Raw genomic sequence first — 19,156 nt, forward strand, 5'->3', positions numbered from 1 at the left:
TCGGCGGGTTTTTTCTTCATCAGATGAAGTGGCAGAATCATACGGGGCAGAATGATTCTCCGACTGCTCCGATCGCGGAGCGAAAATCTGACCGCCACCCCATCGTTCTGCCATCCCATCATTCTGCCATCACTGTCTCGGCACGGCCGCCGTCGGACGACGGCATCCTAAGTTTAAACGTTGGCGCAGCCCTACGGTGACACGCCGGCGAAGTCCCATGATTTTCCGCGACCGCTTTCGTCTCCAAAATTGATCGATTGAATATCCATCACACTTTCCTCGGCCGGAAGATACAAGCGTACAACGCTGGTCCTGCCGTCGACGGGGATCTGAACGGTGATGTCTTGCCAGGATGCTCCCGCCGGAACATCAAAGCGGACGACTTGACCCGACTCGGGAAACGTTTCCTGACCGAGCGTCTTCCATTGAATCCGTCCTTCACCACCGGTCGCACTGCGTGTACGAAGCCGCAGGGTCAGCGGGCCGTTGGATTTCACTTGGGCCGTCCCCAGAAACGGCAATCGTCCCCGACCCACGACACGGATCGCACCGTCCGTCTTGACGAGTTCGCAGTTCCGGGCGACCAGCCCCGCGGTGATGTCGGACGAGTTCGGCACGTTCGTGCCGCCCGCTTTGGCGTCCGCGTTGAAGTCGGGGTTCGGTTTCGGGGTCAACGCGCCCGTGTCACGGATAAATCGGTCGATCAAACCATCCAGCTCCGCCACTTTCTGTGGCATCGTACCGGCCAAGTTCTGTGTTTCCCCGATGTCGTCGGCCAGATTGTAGAGCTCGCGGACCTCGGGATACTGGGGATGCGGTTCAAACCGTCGAATCAATTTCCAATCGCCCTGGCGGACCGACACTGCGGGAATCAAATGCGGGAACCAGGTGAAGTAGGCTTGGCGTTTGAGCCGGCCAGTTTGTTTCAAGACGGGGATCAACGACTCGCCATCGACGATGTGACCTTGGGGCTGCTTCAGACCCGCGACCTGAAGAATCGTCGGATACAGATCGATCGGCCCGACGATCGCATCGCTGGTCGAACCGGGCTGGATTTGACCGGGCCAACGCACCATCAAGGGAACCCGTTGACCTCCTTCATAGATTTTTCCTTTGCCTTCACGCAGCGGCGCGTTGTTGGTCGGTGGCTGATCGCCGGCCCACTTTTTCCAGTCCTGGACGAAACCCCATTTCGGATGTCCCGGTTTGATGTTTTTGATCTGACGACTGCCGGGCACGTTGCTGTGGGTGTTGCCGCCGTTGTCGCTGTAAAAGATGAACAGCGTGTTGTCGGTCAGCCCGAGTTCGTCGAACGTGTCCAATACGCGGCCGAGGCTTTCATCGACGCTTTGGAGCATCGAGGCCATGATCGGATTCTTCTGATGACCACGCGAGTCGGTCTTTTCGGCAAACCGCCTGGTGTACTCTTCCTTGTGCCCCCAGGGGCCGTGCACGGCGAAGTGCCAGAAGTTCAAAATGAACGGTTCACTTTGATGGGTTTCGACAAATCGAATCGCTTCGTCGGTGAGCCGGTCAGTGATGTATTCGCCGTCGGGGCCATCGGTGATCGTTCCGACGTGATGTTTCCCCGAGGGCACGCCGTTGGCATGAACCCCATAAGGTGAAAAGTAGCTGGCCGGCCCGGGGCTCGGCTCGGCGTGGAAGGCGACTTCGAATCCGTGCTGCTCCGGCCAGTGCTGCTGGCTCAATCCCAAGTGCCATTTGCCGAAGTGGCCCGTCCGGTACCCCGCGCCGTGCAACACTTCGGCCAAGCTGACCAGGTTCAGGTCCAAATAGTTTTTGCTGTTGGCGTAAATCAATGGCCGATGGGCAGCCGCTCGGGCAGGATACGGAGACGCATCGGCGGGGGCCGCCGGCTGATGACCGGAGGCGGACGTGACGCGATGGCGAGACGAGTACTGGCCGCTCAAGATCGAAGCGCGGGTCGGTGAGCACAGGGGCACGGCGTAGGCATTGGTGAAACGCATCGATTGCCGCTGCAACCGTTTCATGTTCGGTGTTTCGTAATACTGCGACCCGTAAGGCGTGCTGTCCATCCAGCCCATGTCGTCGACCAGGAACAGGACGATGTTGGGTTTGGCTGCTGATGACGCATCGGCGGCAATCGTGCAGTTTGCCGTCGACAACATCATTCCGATGGCCAGCACCGACAGGCAAGTCACCGAGATTCGTGGGTTGTTCATAAGGGTTCCGGTTCCGATTTGAATTGGTAGCTGAAGGCGCCCAGAATGTCTCCAACGCTAGCGTCGGAATGGCATTCGACACAAGTGGTGTCGGCACGGATCGCTCCGAGCATGCTGATGCATTCGCCAGCTCGCTCGACGACCAGAGAGTCGCCCTTGATAAGTTTGTTGAGACCGGCTGTCTCGAACTCATTCAATGGCCGGGTGGCAACCGATGGGTCGGCAAGCCGCTCCATGTCGTGGGGCTCACGAAACCGACTTCGGATTTCTTCCAGATAGGCCAATCTACGCTGCGTGCTGACCAGATGGATAAAATGAATCTTCAATTCGTCCAAATCTTTCCTCGCCAATAGGCGATCGAATTTGTTTTCTTCAGGATCCGCCGCCAGCTCTTGCGGGATGAAAAGCACGTGGGAAACAATGATCAGCAGATGAGCTTGTGATTGATCGTAGCCGAGTGGAGGCAAGCGACGCGACCGACCAAAGCCGATCGCAGCGCGAAAGCTCGTGTCGGTTTGATCGTGGATCATTCTCAACCTTTCAACCGGCCAACGCTCCGAGGTCTCCACAGGCAACGATTCCCAGCGAGACGTCTCTGGCTCGTTTGGCCGAGTTGGTCTCGATCGACTGCCGACCGCATTGTCATCCTGGGGCGGTGGAGGTATCCAAACGATCGCGCCCGCAATCAGCAGGAGAACGACGCCGAGAACGACACTGGAAAATTTCATGATCAATCCAACAGAATAATGGGCAAGCCTTCACCCGGCAACGTTCACTTTGAGATCCTCGCACCGAGCGGGACGAGTTCATTGAAACGATCGATCGGCTGGTTGGCCGTCCACGCCATCGCACGCATCAGGATGGTGCGAAAGATCGGGTCGTCGAAGGTCCAACTGTAGTGACCGGGAATGCTGACAAAGACTCGCCCCGCCGAACGCTCGTACGACCACATCTGCGGCCGCGCGGCGCCGTCTTCAATGCTGGACGCGAACAACGTCACATCCTGGGGCTCGCCCGTCAGTCGCCAATAGCTTTCGTCGTACAACTGCAACGGCTCGATGTTCCGCATGATCGGGTGGTCGGTGTGGTGGACGTTCAAGGCGAGCGGTCCATGTCGGTAGCCGATGCTGCCTCCCTTGGACGCCAACCCGATGCGGCGGGAAAAATCAGCGGCCCGGTCGTTTCCGTTGACCGCCCAGTGAATGTAAACCGCACCACCGCCGCGATCAAAGAATTGGTCCATCTTGCTTTGTCGCTGGTCGTTCCAATCGCCCTTTTGGAAAAACACCAGGACGTCGGCGCTGGCGAGCTGTTGGTCATCCGGGAAATCCCAGGCCGCATCGACGTGCACGGCTTCGGCCGCGGCGAGCAACTGCCCCCACTGGATCTGCCACGCCGGGTAGTCGTGTTCCCCCGGGCCATGGTCTTTCTTGCCCGCCACCAGAACAATGTTGATCGCATCCAGCGGGCTCGGCAGCGGCTGTGACCCGGCCAGGACGGTGGCGACTTCGGCTTGCGTGCGGACCGGCGGCGCCTCGATCGGCGAATCCAGCGGCATCTGCGGCGGTGGGGACAGCAAGAACGTCATCAGGTCACGGAACTGGTCCGGCGTCAGTTTTTCGTCCAGGCCCTTGGGCATCACCGACACGTCGGCCGGCTTGATCGTGTCGATCTCCGCCTCGGTCAGTCGCGTGATCTTGCCGTTGGTGTCCCCCAAAATCAAATGCCCTTGCCGGGTTTGCAGCGTTCCGGTCAACACGCGACCGTCGGTGGTCAGAACCGTGTTGCCCAGGTAATCCGGATTGATCGCAAAACTTGGATGCGTGATGTCACGCTCTACCGAAGCGTAGTCGCGATGCACCAGGTTGGTCAGGTCGGGTCCGATGTTGGGACCGCCGCCGTGAATCGCGTGACACTTGAAACAACCCGCCGCGTCACTGTGGAAAACGCGACGCCCCCGTCCCCAGTTCCCGCCTTCGATCTCAGCGATTGTCGTTGATTCAACCGGCTCGGCATCCGACCCAGACGTCGAGGTCCACGGCAAGTGGAAGCGGCGCAGCGGTAGGGCACGCAATCGCGAGTCCTCGTTGGTTGATGCGGCGAGCGACCAATCGGGCGTGGAGTTCGCGGCCACCCGCGCACGCATCGTCAGCGAAACGCGGTCCGCCGAATCGGGGGCAATCTCGACGCGGGCAACGAATCTTCCGTCCTCCCCGCGAGTCGCCACGATTTGGCGACCGTCGATTTCAAGACTCATCGGCTGGGACGAACCGGCGGTCAGCGTGACGATTTCTTCGGGCCACTGGTAATCCAACGTCGATCCCGGTTGGACTTTCGGTCGCAGCAAATCTTTCACGTCAAGCCGCGAGGTCATCGTCATCTCGCCACCTGCCGGCAACAGCGAACGGAGATCATCATGGATCGCACTCTCGCGTGTGAATTCGTCGGACACCTGCCAACTGACGTGCGGCAACCAACCCGTCCAAACAACTTCCCCCGCCCCGTCATCGGAGTCGCCGGTGAACGTCGTCTCTACACCGCTTAAGGTCACGTCCACGTCGATCGACCGCACCTGCTCGATGGATCCATTCGACGTTTGGTCACCGGTTGGTTGATAGGGGATCGAAACGGCATAGTGTGAATTGGCCAGCATCGGATCGGTCTGCAGCAGCACGTTGCGACGATCGGCGGACAACGCCATGCCGCGGATGGCGAGGTTTCGGCGTGGCGTTGCCAATTGACGCTGCACGACGGCATAGGGCGGCACGAGGGTTTCGAATGGATCTCCGGCGCGGACGAACGGGCCATACTGAATCACGATTTCGTCGGCGATGTTCTGCAGCATCGCGGCGTCGAGCGGACGATCGAATGCGATCTGGATTTCACGCGGCGAATTTGCCCACGCGTTGTGGGGGCGGGCGACGTTCGGATCGGACATGCGGATGCGAAACAGTTTGCCCTTGCCCGTCGGGCCGGTGCCCCAGTCCGGCGGTCCGCTGTGGCACGCGACCACCAAGTCGCCGTTCGGGGCGACACAGGCATCGATGGTCAGCATTTGCAAACACGCCAGCAATTGGGTCGATGCGACGTAGCCGGCTTCGGTTTTAGCGAGTTGAGTTCGCCAGATCTTGCCGCGCGACTCGCCGCAAACGATCGCGTTTTCCGCCCATCCGCTGGGCCCGAATCGAGCCGCCGATGCATCGTCACCGTTAAAAACCATCCCGCAAGTCGATTGATGTTGTGGGGCGTAATCGAATACCGATGGTTCGTCGATGACGTCTGGATTGTGTCGCGGGTGCCGTGGCGGAAAACCGTAATGACGATCCGGAACGATGTGCAGCAGCTCATCAAACGGATTCCCGTTGGGCAACCACGTCGCCCCCTCTTGCTCGGCACAAAACAAGTCGCCGTGGCGGTTGAACGCGAATGCGATCGGGAAACGAATGCCGGTGCAAACCGTTTCCCGCGTTTTGAAATCCGGCGAGACACGCTGCACGGTGCCTCGGTCGCTTTGCAAGTCGTAGTGCGCGACACCTTGTTCATCGATCAGATAGGCGTTGGCATAGTTTGCCGTTCCCAGGCCAAAATACAGCGACCCGTCGGAGCCCATCGCGATGCCCGTGGCGTCAACGTTTTGGGGAATCTCGTCCCAGCCGGTCGCAACGACCCTCTCTTCGTCCGCCCGATCGTCGCCGTCGGTGTCCACGATCAGCGACAACTTGCCTTTGCTGGGCGTGATGATGCCTTGGCCGTGCGAATAGTCCTTTGGCGTGACCAACAGACCGATCGGTCCCCGCAGCGACCCTTCGTTTTTCCAAAACAGTTTCGCCTGATCCTCCAGTCCGTCGCCGTCGCTGTCACTCAACAAGTGGACGTCACCGTTGTAGCCCAACGTGAACAGTTTCCCGTCGTGGCGGAACCGCACGTTGTTGACGTTCGTCAGCTCGACAGGGATCTCGTGGACTTCGAAACCGGGCACCAACATCTGAATCGCCGGCGGATTCTCGATCTTGATCCGTTCGGCCGAATCGTTCCCCGGTGGTTGCACCGCCCAACCGAGTCCGGGGACGAGCATCCAAACGAGCAACGCAATAAAACGAACGATAGACATTTGCAACCGCGACCTTGCCAAACGGAGAGGAGCCGATCAGCTCCGAGGGAGGGATTCGGTATTGTAGTCTTGTTCAACCCCGAGGGGTTGGCACCCGCAAAAGTCAAACGAGTGACGATGCGTGTGAACCTATTGAGGACCTTGACCCCATGTTTAAACAACCAAGATTTCGTAACGAGTGGGGGGAAAGTAGGGCATGCTTTGCATGCCATCTGCCACTCGTTCCCGGGCTCTGCCTGGGAACGCGGTGGCGGTGAGGGCTCCGCCTCACGCGGTCGCTGGAGGCGGGAGCCTCCGGAGCAGTGCGTTACAAGGCGGAGCCTCGTAACGAGTGGGGCGAGTGGGGGGAAATTAGGGCATGCTTTGCATGCCATCGGTCACGCATCGCGTGACCGACCGATGTATGATGTCAGCCCGCCACGATGTCCCACCCCACCCGACTCGGGAAATGTTCTCGAAGGATCACCGATGACTTTCACGAAACTGCTCGATTCTTTCTTTGGCGTTCTGGTCTGCGGAGCGTTTTTCGTCCCGTGCTTGTCAGCGCAGACGCCAGCTTTTACGTCGACCGAAGACCATGACCACCACTTCCCCCAGCCGTACGACAGCGAGCCGGAAAAAACATCGCCGATGTCGGCCGAACAGGCGGCGGCGACGGCCGTGTTGCCACCGGGGTTTCGCTGCGAAGTGTTCGCCAGCGAACCGGACGTGCAACAGCCGATCGCGATGTGTTTTGATGGCCGCGGCCGGCTGTGGGTCGCCGAGTGTTACACCTACGCCGAACGGCCGGACCGATGGGTCGATGACCTGCGTGATCGCATCATCATCTTGGAAGACACCGATGGTGACGGGCGTGCCGACAAACGAGACGTGTTTTGGGACCAGGCGAATCGTCTGACCAGCCTCGCTCACGTCGACGGCGGCGTCTACGCGTTGTGTCCGCCCCAATTGCTGTTCATCGCCGATGCCGATGGAGATGACGTCCCCGACGGCGAACCCGAAGTGGTCTTGGACGGATTCGAAGTCGACACGAGCAGTCACAATGTGGCGAACGGTTTGAAAGTCGGCCCCGATGGTTGGCTGTACGGTCGTCACGGAATCTTGTCCGTTTCCCTGGTCGGCAAACCCGGAACGCCAGACGGCCGACGAACACCGGTCAACACGGCGATCTGGCGTTATCACCCCCAGCGGGAAACGTTTGAAGTGTTTTGCTACGGCGGGACGAATCCCTGGGGGCTGGACTGGAACGCCGACGGCCAACTGTTTTACACCAACACGGTGATCGGTCACTTGTGGCACGCCTTCCCCGGTGCGTACTACGAACGCATGTTCGGTGCCCCGGTGAATCCGCATGCCTATGAAGTGATCTCACAAACCGCGGATCACTTTCATTGGGACACGGGGAAAGAAGATTGGAACACGATCCGCGAAGGACTCAGCAGCAGCACGTCGGCGCTCGGCGGCGGACACGCCCACATGGGATGCTTGATCTACAAGAGCGGCGTCTGGCCCGACGAGTACGCGGGCAATCTGTTCACGTGCAATCTTCACGGTCGACGCATCAATCGTGACATCCTGGAGCGTGACGGCTGTGGCTATGTCGCCCATCACGGCGAAGATTTCCTGTTGATGAAGGATCCGTTTTTCCGCGGGCTGGACGTCATCGCCGGTCCCGACGGCCAGCTGTGGATCAATGATTGGTCAGACACCGGCGAGTGCCACGACAACACCGGGCTGCATCGCAGCAGCGGTCGGATTTATCGAGTCGTCTACGACGGCGATGCCAAGGGAGAAGCGAAACCCGAACACGCCGACTGGTTGACCGCCCGGGCGGAGTCGGATTTTGGGAGCGATCAGATCAACGCCTTGCTCGAATCCGACGAGGAAGCCCGGCGTGCGATGGGCGTGCGGTTCTTGTGCGAAGATTTTGGCGCCCAAGCGACGACGGTCGATCGTCTGGTTCACCTTGCTCGAACCGAGGCGTCGGGTCTGGTGCGGGGCGAAGTGGCCGCGGGTCTGCAACGGTTGCCGATCGACCGCCGAATCGAAGTGGCCGCGGTGCTCTGCGAGCGAAGCGAGGATGCCGACGATCGCCAACAACCGCTGATGATCTGGTACGGTATCGAAGAAGCGGTGGTCGAACATGCCGACGATGCAGTGAAGCTGGCGATCCAGACACGGATTCCCAAAATCCGCTCCTTGATCGCACGTCGGCTCGGCGAATCACTCGACGAGCAACCGGCGGCAGTCGAACGATTGTTGGCGGCGTCGCTGGCATCACAGTCGGCCGGCATTCGTCCCGAAGTGTTGCAAGGATTGGGCCAGGGACTGCGGGGCCGAGCGCACGCCGCAGCGCCACCGAACTGGGATACGGTTGCTGCGGCGGTGCAGCGTGATGGTTCGGCCGTTGAAAAACAATTGGTGCAAGAACTCTCGTTGGTTTTCGGCGACGGACGCGCTCGTGACGCCGTGGTCACGCTGGCGTTTGACACCGCGGCGGATCCGGCGAATCGGCGGGCCGCCGTGAACAGTCTGATGCGACAGCCGAGCGACGATCTGCTGCCCAAGCTAATCGCCGCGATCAATGATCATGTCATCGCGGGCGAGGTCGTTCGCGCCTTGGCACACTACGACGCGCCGGGGGTTTCGATTCGTCTGATCAATCGCTGGCGACGATCCGTCGTCGATCGCAGCGCCGCGATCGATTCATTGGTGGCGCGAAAGCAGCACGCATTCGATTTGCTTGCGGCCATCGAAGCGGGCAAGATCCCGGCCGACGCAATTTCGCCTTATCAAGCGCGCCAGATCGAGAATCACGGCGATGCCAAACTGAGCGAGCGGTTGCGACAGGTTTGGGGGAACATTCGTGAGACCCCCGAAGCGAAGAAGCAGGAGATGGCGCGGTGGAAAAGCTTGCTGACCGCCGACCGCATCGGTGCCGCCGATCCGGTCGCGGGCAAAGCGATCTATCTGCAACAATGTGCGTCCTGCCATCAGCTTTACGGCGACGGGCAGCCGATCGGTCCCAACCTGACCGGCAGCGATCGGCACAACCTGGACTACCTGCTCGGCAACGTTTTCGACCCCAGCGCGGTCGTCCCGGCGGCTTATCGCATGAGCGTTTTTCTGTTGCAGGACGGACGCGTGCTCTCCGGCGTCGTGACGGCCGAAAACGACAACGTCATCACACTGCAAACACAAAAGCAGGTCGAACAGGTGGACAAGGGATTGATCGCCCAGCGAAAATTGTCCCAGTTGTCACTGATGCCTGATGGTATTCTGACCTATCTGAGTGAAACGGATGTCACGAACTTAGTCGCCTACCTGATGACCCCAGGCCCGGTCGCGTCGGAGTAGGTGACGGGGTCTTGCCCCGCTGGCCGCCAGTTAGGACCGTCGGAAGAATAAGTGGCGGGGATTGATTGTGGGATAGGCTTCCAGCCTGTCGTTTTCGCCATGACAGGCTGGAAGCCTATCCCACTTATTCTTCCGACGGTCCTTAGCTGTTCGCCTGCCCGATGGCTTCCCCGAGAACAAAACCAAAGGTCGATTGATGAAAAACACCTGCCTTGCCATCGCGGTTGCAATGGGGATGACTGCACTGGGGATGGCACTGGCTGCCCCCGCCCTCGCAGAGCCTGGGAAACCGAACGTCTTGTTCTTGATTGCCGATGACCTGAATACCGCGTTGAGCGGTTTTGGGCACCCACAGTGCAAAACGCCGAATTTGGATCGGCTGGCCGATCGCGGTGTGAAATTCGAGAACATGCATTGTCAGTATCCGGTTTGCGGCGCGTCGCGCGCATCGATCATGTCGGGGCTGTACCCGTATTCAAACCTGACGCTCGGCAACGCCGGCACCCTCCGTGGCAGCATGCCGAACGTGGTCACGCTGTCACAGACCTTTCGCAAACGTGGTTACTATGCCGGTCGCGTCAGCAAGATCTATCACATGGGAATCCCCAATGAGATCATTGCGGGAACCGCCGAACGCGATGATCCGTTTTCGTGGGACGAAGCCATCAACATCAAAGCCCCAGAGCAGCATGCGCCGGGTGAATTGACGAATTGGTCGCCCAAGGACAAGGGGTCACAGAGCTTTACTGCGGTTGTTGCCTCCGGAGGCGACAGCGAGCACGCCGATGGCATGGCGGCCGACCGAGCCATCGAGATGCTCGATCGCGTCAAGGACCAACCGTTCTTTCTGGCCGTGGGCTTTGTCCGTCCGCACGTGCCGTTGGTCGCCCCCGAACAATACTTTGATCGGTACGATCGGGAGGCCATGGAAGCGCCGCGGGTTCCGGAGAATGACCTGGACGATGTGCCGGGCATCATCCGCGGGTACAAAGCCAACAGCACCACGTACGGTGTCACACCGGAACTGCACAAGGGATTGTTGCAGGCCTATTACGCCAGCGTGTCCTACATGGATGCTCAGGTCGGCCGTGTTCTCGATGCGCTTGAAGAAAAGGGGTTACAGGACAACACGATCGTGGTGTTCACCAGCGACCACGGTTACCTGCTGGGGCATCACCACAAGTTCCAGAAACAGCACCTGTTCGAAGAAGCGACGCGGGTTCCGTTCCTCATCAGCGTGCCGTGGCTGGCGGACCAACACGGTCGTGGAACCACAAAGATCACGGAGCTGGTCGATCTGTATCCGACGCTGGCCGAACTGGCCGGTGTTGCCGCCCCCGACACGTTGCAGGGCACCAGTCTGAAGCCGCTGCTGCTGGATGTCCAGTCGTCCGCATGGACCAAGGAACAAGCCTTTACGATCAGCCGTAGCGGCGGGGAATCCCTACGCACCGACGACTGGCGGTTCACGCAGTGGGGCTTCGGCGAGAAAGGGATGGAGCTTTACGATCTGAAAAACGATCCGGGCGAGTTCACGAACCTGGCCCAGAACCCCGAGTACGCCGACGTGCTCAAGCGAATGCAAACACAGCTAGTGGCCAAACGCAACGCGGCCGGTTTCGCGAAAAACCGAGCCGCGATTGTCGGCAAGGGCAAGAAGAGGAAGTAGGCCTTCATCCAACTCGTTCCCAGGCTCCGCCTGGTAACGCAATGTTGGTGTGGCTCTGCCACACGCGGTGCGTTGTACGACGTCCTTTCTAGGTCGTCGGGGCGAGCCCTACGGACGACGGCCCGGAAGGGCCATCGTACGTGCGAAAAGCGCTCGGCTAAAGCCTGCACATCAACATCCAACTCGTTCCCAGGCTCCGCCTGGTAACGCAATGTTGGTGTGGCTCTGCCACACGCGGTGCGTTGTACGACGTCCTTTCTAGGTCGTCGGGGCGAGCCCTACGGACGACGGCCCGGAAGGGCCATCGTACGTGCGAAAAGTGCTCGGCTAAAGCCTGCACATCAACATCCAACTCGTTCCCAGGCTCCGCCTGGTAACGCAATGTTGGTGTGGCTCTGCCACACGCGGTGCGTTGTACGACGTCCTTTCTAGGTCGTCGGGGCGAGCCCTACGGACGACGGCCCGGAAGGGCCATCGTACGTGCGAAAAGTGCTCGGCTAAAGCCTGCACATCAACATCACTTTCTCGTTTCAATCACGTATCGCATCAGGTCGTTGAATTCCTTGCGGCTCTTCAGTTGCCGGACCAAGTTGGCGGGCATCAGGGAGACCTTGGATTCTTTGACGTCTTCAATGTCGTCTTGGGCGATCTTGATCGGCTCGGGTTCGGCCAGGTTTCTCAACACCATCTCGTCGTCGTTCTCCGAGATCCGCACGCCCGTGTGGACTTTGCCGTCGGCGGTCAGCACACTGACTTGTGCGTACGCCTTGTCGATCAACTTCGAAGGATCCAGGATCGCTTCGACCAGCTGCTCGGCGGTCAGCTTGGTCTTGAGGGTTGCCAGATCCGGACCCAAGCGGCCTGCACCACCCGGCGGGTCATGACAGGCGAAGCAGGCGGCGGCGGACTGATAAAAGACCTTCTTTCCCCGGCGGAGGTTCCCTTCCGCGATCGCCACCTTGACCAGTTCCGCGGTCGGCGTGCCGAGCAGTTCCTCTTCCAACGCTTGATTGGAAAACTCTTCGACTTCCGCTGCCGGATCGTTCGTCATCAGGGCTTGTTCCAGCGGGTGTTCGGCGAGCAGGTCGTCGGGCGTCCAAAACGTCGAACGGTCGGTCGTTTGTTGGCGAACTTGCTTGACGCTGGCGGGGCTGACGGGCGAGGCCTGATTGCCCCAGGTGTTGCGGACGAAGGTCAGCACCGCTGCCAGTTCTTCGTCCTTGAGCAACGAGCGGAAGGCGGTCATCGGTGGGACGCCGCGCGACGGGTCATAGGTCTTTCCGTTGACCGTCAATTTGCCCCACAGCCCGTGCAAGGTCATCTTGATCAGACGCTCTTCGCTGCCGGTGACCCAGGGGCTGCCGACCAGTGACGGATAGATGTTCGCGCTTCCTTTTCCGTGTGCCTGGTGACAGGTCGCACAGTGCGATTCACGTTGGTAAACCTCGGCGCCCAGTTTGTACACCTTGCGGTCGGCGCGACTGAGGTGCTTGGGGGGATCAAATTTGACGAACTCCACTTCGGCCGGAGCCGCAAATCCGCTCGCCCCGGTCGCGTCCACGTTCTCCCAGAAGTGTTTGACGGTGCCCGCCGCGACGACCGCGTGCTTGACGTCAGAGCTTAACAGTGCATCGAGCAAGTCGTCATTGCGAACGCCGTGCTGTTGGTGCAACCACAGGGCTTCGAGCAGGTGGTGGGCCTCGGTTTCGTCATTGGGATCAAAATCCTTGATCCATTGCTGCGCTGCGGCGATCACCTCGTCGGAGTCACGGGCACTGAGTTCGACGCGGGTCCGGTGACGCACGCCATTGACGGGGTGCTTGAGGTTTTCCAGCAGCGCCGCGATCGGTTGGCCGTCAATCTTGACGGGTTCCTGCAGCGGTCGGCCCTTGACCGTCAGACGGAAAATACGTCCGTGCTGGTGGTCGCGGTTGGGGTCGCGGATGTTGTGTTGCATGTGACCGATGATGGCGTTGTGCCAGTCGGCGACGTACAGCGCGCCGTCTGCGCCGATGACCGCATCGGTCGGACGGAAGTTGCGGTCTTCGCTGTTGAGCAATTCAATGCCGGGCGTTCCCCAAACGTGTCCGAACGCGCGGTCTTTGCCGTTGCCTTCACGATCCAGCGAATACTGTTTGACACCCAAGAAACCGATCGTGTTGCAAATCAAAAAGTCGTCCTGCAGTTCCTCCGGGAAATGTTGTGACGACAGGATCGCGTTGGCCGCGACGGGACGGAATTCCTTTTCCAGCAAGGTGTGCATCTTGAACCCCTTACCTTCGGGGCGCACCTGATACGACTTGCCGCCCGTGCCGTCGTTGGCGTAGCAGTAACCCCAGTAGTCGAAACTGGTGCCGTGCGGGTTGGGCGAATTGCCGGCATGCGGGGTGATCACGAAGGTCCGTGGGTCAAAGCGATACATCCCCGAGGCGCCGATGTTCAGGTTTTGTTTCCATGGCGTCTCGTGGTTGTGCACCAGGAAAATCCCGCTTTGCCAATAGATGCCGCCGTCCGGGCCGTAGACCAGGTTGTTCGCCGCGTGGTGCGTGTCGGCGGTTCCCAGCCCTTGCAAAATGGGATAACGCAGGTCTGCCACGTCGTCTCCATCGGTATCCTTTAAAAACAGCAGGTCGGGGCCGGAGGTGACGATCACGCCGCCGCCCCAGAATTCGAACCCGAGCGGATTGTGGACGTGGGCAAAGATCTTGCGGCTGTCCGCGGTCCCGTCTTTGTCCGTGTCCTCAAAAATCATCAGGCTGTCGTTCATCTCCTTGCCGGGTTCCCACTTGGGGTACGTGTTCCAGCTTGCCGCCCACAGCCGCCCCTTGGCGTCGACCTGCATTTGCACGGGGTTGGCCAGGTCGGGAAATTGGACCTCGGATGCAAAGACATTCAATTCGTAGCCCTCGGGCACGTTGATCTTTGCCATCGATTCTTCGGGACTCAGATAATCGATGCTGCCTTCTTTGGCGGCACTGGAACTTTTGCTGCCCCCGCCGACGTTGGAAATCACTTTCACCGGCGGCGGGACGTTGCTGTCGTCGACGGCATGGTCGCGGCCTTCGGTGGCCGCCCAAATCACTTCGTCACGATTGGCGGTCATCACGTCCAGCATCACCAATTCGTGTTTGAGAACGTCGGCGTTGCTTTGCCCATCGACGAACGTCAGCGTGGATCGGCCGCCCCAGATGTCGTTGCCGTCGGTGGCGTGGTAGCGATTGTGCCAATGCCAGTTCTTGTCCTCCACCGCGGCGTAAACATCGCCCAGGGTGTCGGCGGCCGGTGCGGTTTTGCCGAGCAAGGCGGCGGAAATGATCTCGCTCAGTTTTTGGTACCCGCTGGCGTTCAGATGGATGCCGTTGATCGTGTACCGCTCGGAACTGGATTCGAATAACTGACGGGTCGGTGTATAGAGGTCGACGTAGGTCGCTCCCGTCTCCGCCGCGGCTTGGCGGGTGGCTTCGCTGTAGACGGCCAGGTTCGCGTTCAGCTCTTTCCCATCGGGCAGGTGCCGATCGCCGGTGAATTCGTAAGCGATGGGGCTGAACAAAACAAAGCGAATGTCTTTTCCGGCTTCCTTGCGCAACTGCGTGTAGCGTTCGACCAATTTCACCAGTTCGGCCTGATAGGCAGCCGCACCGCTTTTCCCCGCAAACGATTCGTTGTAGCCATAGAAAGTGAACACGACGTCTGGTCCGACGTGTTGCAGGTATTCGGCATCGTTGGTGAACCCCTTGTTACGGGGGCGTTTGTTGACCATGTCCCCGGAGAAACTCATGTTCCGGAAGCTGACGTTTTTGCCCTTCAGCTGGCTCTGCAGCACCGTTTCGACCCAGGGATCGTGCTGCATTCGGTCGGCCAGCCCGTTGCCGTAGATGGCGACGACGTCGCTGGGCTGAAATTCGAACGGTTCGGCGGCGTCGGCCGAGGGGCGAAAGACTGCTGCGGACAAGACGCCAACGAGCCACAGTGGAATGAGAGTGGACTTCGGTATTGCAACGAAGCTGCGGATGATGTTCATGAGGCTCTTGTTGTTTTGGGGGCTGTTCTTGAAAGCGAACAATGCCCGTGCGGAAATCGCGGGGTGGCGAACGATGGGGTCGGTGGAGAATTTCGAGGGGGAGATCCGCAGATTGTAATCGAGACGGCGAAGCGCAGAAGGGATCGTGCCGCGCGCGGCGGAGAATCGTGACGCGGTCGTGCCGTTTTCGCGATTCACCCTCCCGGCAGCCCCGTCGGTCGGGGTCTGTCCCCGGTCGGGTGTTGCTATCAATGGCAGGTCGGGGTCTGTCCCCGGATGGATGGGGTCTGTCCCCCGATGGTTGCTCGTCGGTCGGGGTCTGTCCCCGGTCGGGTGTTGCTATCAATGGCAGGTCGGGGTCTGTCCCCGGAAATGGTAGGTCGGGGACTGTCCCCGGTTGGATGCTATCAATGGCAGGTCGGGGTCTGTCCCCGGATGGATGCTATCAATGGTCGGTCGGGGTCTGTCCCCGGTTGGATGGGGTCTGTCCCCGGTTGGATGGGGTCTGTCCCCGGTTGGATGGGGTCTGTCCCCGGTTGGATGATGGTCGGCCAGTCGGGGGCTGTCCCCGATCGGGTGTTGCTATCAATGCAACGGTCGGTCGGGGTCTGTCCCCGGTTGGTTGCTATCAATGGTCGGTTGGGGTCTGTCCCCGGTTGGACGGGGTCTGTCCCCGGCTGGTTGCTATCAATGGCAGTTAATGGGTGGATGGGGTCTGTCCCCGGTCGGGTGCTATCAATGGCAGTTAATGGTTGGATGGGGTCTGTCCCCGGTTGGGTACTGCTATCAATGGGGGGCGGTGTTGATGCGTTGAGGGACGCCGGGTTGTTTGTCTCGCTGGAAGGGGGGCGTCCCCTCGCCGCAGGCTCGTGTTCAATGCCGCGATTGATCTTGTCGCCACCCCGCTGGGATTCCTAGATCTGGGCCATGATCCGTCTCGCCCCAGTTCGGCCCCGCCCCTTTGGGTGGGCGGCCTTGTTGCTTCTTTCGTCGCTGGTCGGCTGCGCCGGTCCGGACGTCGCGGGCACATTCCGCAGCGAGTCTCCGCCACCCTTTTCGGCCAGCGGATCGGCGGTGACGCCGGATCGCTGGTGGACGACGTTTGACGACCCCGGGCTGAATCATCAGATCGAGACCGCCCTTGGCGATAATTTTTCGTTGGCCGCCGCCCTCAACAGGTTGGCCGCCGCACGGGCGTTGACCCGTCGCGAGGCCTCGGACTTGTGGCCGGACATCGACGGCGTCGCGGAAATCGGTGGTGTGTTTGGTCCCGGCAGCGATCCAACCAGTTACACGTTGGGGCTGGATGCGTCCTACCAGGTCGACCTGTGGGGGCAAATCGAATCGCGGGTCGAGGCCGAGCGACTGCGGGCGGCCGCCACCGGCGCGGACTACCACGCGATCGCGTTGACGTTATCGGCCGAAATCGCCCGCACCTGGTTCTCGCTGATCGAAGCCCGTGCCCAGTTGGCGTTGGTCGAAGAACAGATTGAAACCAACCGCAACGGCGTGATCGCCCAAGAGCTGAAATTCGGTTCCGGAGAGGTCGGCGGCCCCGACGTGCTTCGGCAACGCCAATTGGTCGAATCGACCCTGGAGCAATCGGTGGTCGTCAAGTCCCGAATCGACGTGCTGGAACACCAGTTGGCCGTGCTGCGCGGGCAGCTGCCCCAGCAAGCCAGCTTCTACACCGGGGCCGAACTGCCCGGATTGCCCCCGCTGCCGGACACGGGATTGCCATCGGAATTGCTCAAACGCCGCCCCGACGTGCGCCGCGATTATTTGGCATTCATGGCCGCCGATCGTGATCTGGCATCGGCGATCAGCTCCCGTTACCCCCGACTGAATCTGAGCGCGTCGGTGCTCAGCATCGCTGATCACCCCGAAACGCTGCTCCGCGACTGGTTTGTCGGCATCGGCGGGCAATTGATCGCGCCCCTGTTTGACGGCGGACAGCGACGCGCCGAAATCGATCGCACCGCCGCCGTGGTTCGCCAGCGTTTCAACGAGTACGGTGAAACCATGCTGAACGCGTTCCGTGAAGTCGAGGACAATTTGGCACTGGAACGGTACCAGCTGGAACGTTTGAAGCATCTCGAAGCACAATCGGAGTACGCCAGACAGGCCTCCGATCAGCTACGTCGACGCTACCTGTTTAGGGAGGCCGACTACCTCGATGTGCTCAGCGCGACCACGGCCGAACAGAGATTGCAGCGCGAAACACTGGCCGCCCGATTAGACTTACTGCTCATCCGCGTCGCGCTCTATCTGGCGTTGGCCGGAGATTTTGAAACCCGTCCGCAAGAGCAGTTTGAGTTACAGGGGTTGGTCGTGCCTGAAGAAGCGTCTGTCGAGGAGGAGGAGAACGGTGGCTCGGAAATCGAGTCGCTGCCGGAGCCGGCCTCTGAATTGCAGCAACTTCTCAGGTCCGTAGAGCCGTTCCCCGCCCGCGATGCAAATGAATGACGCCCCGCAACGACGCCCCATTTGGCGTTGGCTCCGCTTGATCGCCAATGTGCTTGTTTGTTTCGCGATTCTCGGTGCATCGGCGGCCGCGATCGTCGTGATCAATCGAACCGAACCGACGGCGCAAACGATCAATGCCACCCGCAAGTCGGCCGCCCTGGTTGAAACGATCACGGTGCAGCGCGGAACCTATCGTCCCCGCCTGTCCGTGCTCGGCACCGTCCAGCCCGCCCAGGATATCGTGCTCGGCCCGCGCGTCAGCGGACAAGTGATCGAGCTGTCCCCCCGATTCGTTCCCGGCGGAATGGTCCGCGAAGGCGACTCCCTGCTGCGAATCGATCCGGCCGACTTCGAAAACGCCCTGTCGATCCGCAAGAGTGAATTGCAGCAAGCCCAAGCCTCACTGGAGATCGAGCAGGGGCGGCAGAGTCTGGCCGAAAAAGAACTCGCCCTGCTGGAAGGAACGATCGGCGAGGCCAACCGTTCGCTGGTGCTGCGCGAGCCACAAATCGCATCGATCCGGGCCGAGTTCAATGCGGCCAAGGCGGCGGTCGAGCGGGCCGAATTGGACCTCGAACGAACCCGCGTGACGGCACCCTTCGACGCCCAGATCCTGAGCCGGTCGGTCAACGTCGGTTCACAGGTTTCACCCGGCGATGAACTCGCCCGACTGGTCGGCATCGAAGAGTATTGGGTGATGGCTGCCGTCCCGGTCCGCAGTTTGCCCTGGATCCAGTTCCCCAAACCCGAAGAGGGGGATTCCCGCCAAGGATCCACGGTGCGGCTGAGGAACCCCGGTTCGTGGCCCGAGGGAACCGAGCGTCTGGGGCAGGTCGCAAGGATGATCGGCACGCTGGATCAACAAACCCGCCTGGCCCGCGTCCTGGTCACCGTGCCCGATCCGCTCGGGCAATCGTCCGACGCCCCGCCGTTGATCTTGGACACGCTGATCGAAACCGAAATCGAAGGCAAACCGATCGCAGACGTGGTGCGTCTGGAACGAAAACTGGTCCGCGATAGCGATACGATCTGGGTGATGAAAGACGAGATGCTGGAGATCCGCCCCACCGAGATTGTGTTTCGCGACGCCGAGTACGCCTACGTTCGCGGCGGTCTCGAAGATGGCGACGAAGTGGTTGTGACCACGTTGGCGACCGTCGCCGAGGGCGTCGGGCTGCGGAAGATCGGCGACGCATCGGATCCCGAGGAAGTCAGCGACGGGGAGCCGGCTCCGTGAATCCATCGACGGGCACTCAAAAGTCAGCAACTTCAGACCCGGCGACTCCAGAGTCAGTCGACCGCCCATCGCCACGCGGGCCGATCGCGTG

The 19,156-nt window shown here is 60.5% G+C and carries 8 protein-coding genes; 4 read left to right on the forward strand and 4 right to left on the reverse strand.

The genetic code is table 11. The annotated features are described in order from the left end of the window. Window positions 1-191 precede the first annotated feature (191 nt). From Enr13x_RS04050 to Enr13x_RS04060, 3 genes are all read right to left on the reverse strand, one after another. On the reverse strand, window positions 192-2,204 hold the full coding sequence (locus tag Enr13x_RS04050; protein WP_231744076.1) for a sulfatase: 2,013 nt from the start codon (window positions 2,202-2,204) through the stop codon (window positions 192-194). Beyond that, the gene (locus tag Enr13x_RS04055) at window positions 2,201-2,671 is read right to left on the reverse strand and encodes a hypothetical protein (RefSeq protein WP_231744077.1); all 471 of its coding nucleotides are present in this window, start codon (window positions 2,669-2,671) and stop codon (window positions 2,201-2,203) included. Before Enr13x_RS04055 ends, Enr13x_RS04050 begins: the two co-directional genes overlap by 4 nt. A 305-nt stretch (window positions 2,672-2,976) precedes the next feature. After that, a complete protein-coding gene (locus Enr13x_RS04060) occupies window positions 2,977-6,315 on the reverse strand; it encodes a ThuA domain-containing protein (protein ID WP_145384817.1) in 3,339 nt (1,112 codons plus the stop codon). Window positions 6,316-6,783: 468 nt separating this feature from the next. Here Enr13x_RS04060 and Enr13x_RS37685 point away from each other — a divergent pair, with 468 nt between their 5' ends. Continuing rightward, window positions 6,784-9,672 carry a PVC-type heme-binding CxxCH protein gene (locus tag Enr13x_RS37685; protein ID WP_197455768.1) on the forward strand — a complete coding sequence of 963 codons (2,889 nt, stop codon included), beginning with the start codon at window positions 6,784-6,786 and terminating at the stop codon, window positions 9,670-9,672. A 196-nt stretch (window positions 9,673-9,868) separates the two neighbouring features. Then, entirely contained in the window at window positions 9,869-11,341 is a 1,473-nt protein-coding gene (locus Enr13x_RS04075) for a sulfatase (protein WP_145384818.1), read from the forward strand. 517 nt (window positions 11,342-11,858) lie between these two features. Here the strand turns inward: Enr13x_RS04075 and Enr13x_RS04080 are convergent. After that, on the reverse strand, window positions 11,859-15,362 hold the full coding sequence (locus tag Enr13x_RS04080; protein ID WP_145384819.1) for a PVC-type heme-binding CxxCH protein: 3,504 nt from the start codon (window positions 15,360-15,362) through the stop codon (window positions 11,859-11,861). Window positions 15,363-16,337: 975 nt separating this feature from the next. Here Enr13x_RS04080 and Enr13x_RS04090 point away from each other — a divergent pair. Then, a complete protein-coding gene (locus Enr13x_RS04090) occupies window positions 16,338-17,828 on the forward strand; it encodes a TolC family protein (RefSeq protein ID WP_390621058.1) in 1,491 nt (496 codons plus the stop codon). Next, window positions 17,821-19,065 (forward strand): efflux RND transporter periplasmic adaptor subunit, encoded by a 1,245-nt coding sequence (locus tag Enr13x_RS04095; protein ID WP_145384822.1) that lies wholly within the window; start codon window positions 17,821-17,823, stop codon window positions 19,063-19,065. The genes Enr13x_RS04090 and Enr13x_RS04095 overlap by 8 nt, the downstream gene beginning before the upstream one ends. Window positions 19,066-19,156 lie beyond the last annotated feature (91 nt).

The organism is Stieleria neptunia (genome assembly GCF_007754155.1).
Lineage (GTDB): Bacteria > Planctomycetota > Planctomycetia > Pirellulales > Pirellulaceae > Stieleria > Stieleria neptunia.